The organism is Palaeococcus sp. (in: euryarchaeotes) (assembly GCF_053987695.1).
The window spans coordinates 1-3,746 of record NZ_JBMXHE010000079.1 but is presented as its reverse complement, the minus strand read 5'-3'; the positions used below and the strand labels follow the sequence as shown (position 1 = coordinate 3,746).

Annotated in this window: 6 protein-coding genes; 2 read left to right on the top strand and 4 right to left on the bottom strand. The window is 44.2% G+C overall.

Annotated elements, in window-relative coordinates:
* A partial coding sequence (locus ACXJGZ_RS06800) for a heparan-alpha-glucosaminide N-acetyltransferase (protein WP_456398743.1) occupies window positions 1-466 on the top strand: 466 nt, incomplete at its 5' end.
* Window positions 467-490: 24 nt separating this feature from the next.
* On the opposite strand, the gene ACXJGZ_RS06795 is transcribed toward ACXJGZ_RS06800, so the two are convergent.
* Complete coding sequence (locus tag ACXJGZ_RS06795) at window positions 491-703, bottom strand: hypothetical protein (protein WP_456398741.1); 213 nt, start codon at window positions 701-703, stop codon at window positions 491-493.
* A 129-nt stretch (window positions 704-832) separates the two neighbouring features.
* Between ACXJGZ_RS06795 and ACXJGZ_RS06790 the strand changes: the two genes are divergently transcribed.
* Window positions 833-1,591: a YchF/TatD family DNA exonuclease gene (locus ACXJGZ_RS06790; RefSeq protein WP_456398739.1), complete on the top strand. Its 759-nt coding sequence runs from the start codon at window positions 833-835 to the stop codon at window positions 1,589-1,591.
* 24 nt (window positions 1,592-1,615) lie between these two features.
* Here the strand turns inward: ACXJGZ_RS06790 and mrtA are convergent, their stop codons facing one another.
* The 3 genes from mrtA to ACXJGZ_RS06775 form a co-directional block, all read right to left on the bottom strand.
* Window positions 1,616-2,206, bottom strand: coding sequence for a CPBP family archaeomyxosortase MrtA (gene mrtA / locus ACXJGZ_RS06785; protein WP_456398737.1), 591 nt, complete (start codon window positions 2,204-2,206; stop codon window positions 1,616-1,618).
* A gap of 22 nt (window positions 2,207-2,228) precedes the next feature.
* Window positions 2,229-3,050: an FKBP-type peptidyl-prolyl cis-trans isomerase gene (locus ACXJGZ_RS06780; RefSeq protein WP_456320872.1), complete on the bottom strand. Its 822-nt coding sequence runs from the start codon at window positions 3,048-3,050 to the stop codon at window positions 2,229-2,231.
* 61 nt (window positions 3,051-3,111) lie between these two features.
* A partial coding sequence (locus ACXJGZ_RS06775) for an MATE family efflux transporter (RefSeq protein ID WP_456398734.1) occupies window positions 3,112-3,746 on the bottom strand: 635 nt, incomplete at its 5' end.

Genomic DNA, 3,746 nt, shown 5'->3' with positions numbered 1-3,746 from the left:
CCTAACCACGTATGTTCTCCTAAGAGATGGGACGATATACTTTGGGGTTCTGCACTTCCTTGGAGTAGCGAGCATTCTGGCGATCCCATTCTACCGCTTTGGAGTGAGAAATGGCATCTTTGGAGTGCTTTTTATTCTTGGAGCTTCGCTGATCTCACGAATTCATGTGAATTCACTCATTCTCCTGCCGTTCGGGATAACACCTCAAAATTTCTTCACTCTGGATTACTTTCCCATCTTTCCGTGGTTTGGGGTGTATCTACTTGGTCTAGCCCTTGGGGCCTTTGTATATCCTCGGGGGGAGAGAAGATTTGAGATAAACTTTCCAAAGATTATTCCAATCGAGTTTATATGCTTCGCCGGGAGAAACACTCTGAAGATTTATATCTTTCATCAACCGATTCTGGTTGGGCTTTTATTCCTCATATATGGGGGTCTTCCGAATCTTGCGCTTCCTTTCTTATAAAATGCTTTTTTGTAAAAAAGAAAATCAAAGTGCATCCTCAACGGTAGCACTTTTATACATTCCCCCCTTTTCAAAGCCTCCTTTGAAGACCTCCTTTATCCCGAAGGATATTAGGAACAGAAGGAAAAATACTGCCGCTGAGCTGCTGAAGAGGACTTCATATGCTTTATCCGTAGGTATCATGAAGTGCATTGGAGGGTTCGCGGGTATTGTGATTATTCTCGAGTACGTGGTCATAACGGTGCCTGCTATGGCAGGAAGGTGGATTCTCTAAAAAAGCTTCCGAAAGTTTATGAAAAAGTCGCCCTTAAACTTCTGGGGGCTTAAGTTTATATTGTATTATTCTCTTCTTTTCTTGGTGATGTAATGATAGATGCTCATGCTCACGTCGAACTATTCAAGAAGGACATTCCCCTGATAATCCAGGAGTCTAGGGAAAAATTAAAGGGGATTGTGGACTCGATAACGGAATACCGGAAGTTCCACATATGGAGGAGCTGGGAGCTTTTGAAGAACGACTTCGATTTCATATTTCCTACCTTGGGCTATGCTCCCAATGAAGCTAAGAGAGGAAACTGGGAGAAGGTTAAGAAGGTGGAGAGATTTATTTTAGAGCATTCCGGGCAAATATATGCTGTGGGGGAAATAGGACTCGATTTTTACTATGCGAGAACACCAGAGAAAAGGGAGAACCAAAGGAAAATTTTTGAACACTTTCTGGAACTTGCCGTTGAGCTCAATAAGCCTGTTGTTCTCCATGCGAGAGATGCCGAGAGGGAGGTTTTTGAAGCAATTCAAAGAGCGGGAGTAAGGGCTTATTTCCACTCTTACAGCGGTGATGTTGGGCTTGCAAGGGAAATAGCTGAGAACGGGCACTTCATAGGAATAAACACTGGAATAGGCTTCATTCCTGAAGTTAGAGATGTTGCAGCGGCTCTTGAAATTGAGGGACTTCTTGTAGAAACAGATTCTCCCTATATGAGCCCATTTAAGGGCGAGAAGAATAAACCGTGGAATGTGAAGATAACAATAGAGGAGATAGCAAAGATCAAGAACATGGATTTTGAGGAAGTAGAACGGAAAACGGAGGAAAATACAGTGAAGTTTTTTGACATTCCACTTTAACTGCATTCTTCATTGATTACATAGTTATACAATTATGCAAAGAATGTCAAAGACCACACTCCCGAGCCAGTGAAGGAGGAAGCTTGGTAAAAAGCTCTCGCTCCTTAAATCCATCTCCGCAAATACAATACCTGCAATGAATGCGAAAGGCACCTCAAGCGGTGGTTTCCCAATATGCACGAGAGTGTAGGGGATGTTTTGGGCTAATATGGCAAGCCATTTATTCTTCTTTGCCAGCGGAAAGAGAAGGATGCCCCGATAAAATGCCTCATGGGCAAACATGCCGACACCGACGAGGAGCTCCTTCAGAATGAAATCCGCCCATGAGGAGTATGAAAAAATCGGGTAGTAATCCTTAAAGCTTGGCAGATGGGCGGCGTAGAAGCTTGATGGGAGTGTTAAAAGGAAGAAGGCAAGAGCCCACATATACCCCTCTTTATTTCCCCGTTTAAAGCCGATTTCCTCCCTTTTAAAGCCCATGATATGGGCAAGGAAGAGTGGAAGGACGATGTAAAAAATTACGTTAAAGAGCTCATATTCATAGAACGTATTTCCTATTTCCCAGTTCAGGAAAATGAAGATAAGGGAAATAGCATAGAGGAGATAAGCCCTCATAGGAATACCTTCAGGACAGGAATCACTCCTCCTGCTCTTCTTCTCTGGTTTCCTCAACCTTTTGCTCTTCACTTGGAACTTCTTCTACTTCCTCTTTGACCTCAGCCTTGACTTCCTCCTCGGCTTCTTTGACCTCCTCCTCCACTTTGGCTTCAGGTGGTTTTAGGAGATCCTCAACCGTTGGCTTGAACTCGATTGTTTCGTATCCCAATGCTTTGAGGTCCGCTTCCAAGAGGATTTCTCCCAGAGCGAGATGCTTTGGATCAGTCTCCTGCTCGCCAAAGTCAATTATAACCTCCTTTTCTCCGACCTCTATCTGTATTCTCTCCATGTTAGCCTTTGGTAATCTGAGTTCAATCAATCCTTTAACCTGCTCTATTGGATCATCAATTTTTTCGACAATTTCCACTTCGTATAGGAGTGTTTTGCCGGCGAGCGGGTGGTTAAAGTCAACCCTGACCCTGCCGCTTGAAACGCTCAAAACCCTTGCTCTCTTTCCATCTATTTCAACTTCCAATCCAGGGAAAGGATAAACTCCGTGCTTCTTGAACTGACCCAGGGTAAGTGTCTTTATGAGCTTAAAGTCCCTCTTTCCAAAGCCCTTCTCGGGCGGAATTTCGAGCTCATATCTTTTGCCGACCTCCAGTCCTTCCAAAGCTTCATCCAATCCCTTTAAGACGTGCCCTGCCCCGATTATTATAGGCACGGCACCGTAAACCGCCTCCTCCCTGTAAAGTCCGGCTTCTTTTGCAACTTCTTCATAGGTCGTATCAAAAACTTTCCCTGTCTCCTTAACTTTTCCTGTATAGTGAAGCCTCACAACATCTCCCTTCGCCACTTTCATGAGCATAACCTCCTTTCCTTAAACCGTGTTTAATTATCAAGATGGGTTTTTAAACTTTGAGCTAATCCTCTTCAATAATTCTCCTCATCCATGAACCCTTCATGAACCAGGCAAATGCGACTCCTGCTGCTATGAAGTTGCTCAGACCCATTCCAAAGAAAACACCTTTGGATGCCTTCATTATCACATAGCCGAAGGCATAGCTCAGAGGAATTCTCAATCCCCAGAGGCGAAGCATATCCACAACCATGCTCTTCTTCGTGTGTCCCGCACTTCTAAAGACGTTCGTGCTCACCATAAATATGCCGTTGAAGAAGGGGACAGAGATCAAGAAATATTCAAGCACAATTTTACTCTCAGATATAACTGCAGGATCGTTAAGGAATACCTTAAAAAGAGGAACTCTAAAGGCTCCTATTAGGAGAATGGCAGCACTTGCTATGGTGAAGTTCACCATCATGGTTCTCTCAGCTATCTTTTTGGCTCTCTCATACTTTTCGGCACCGACATTCTGGGCTATCATCGTTCCCATCGCCATTGAAATGCCCCGGGATATACTCGTTAGAAAGTTAACGAGCCTTGTGGTTATCGTATAAGCCGCGTATGTAACATCTCCAAAACCAAATATAATCCTCGTGAGCACAACGAAGCCAAAGCTGTTTGCCGAGGATCCTATGCTCGAGGGCAACCCCACCC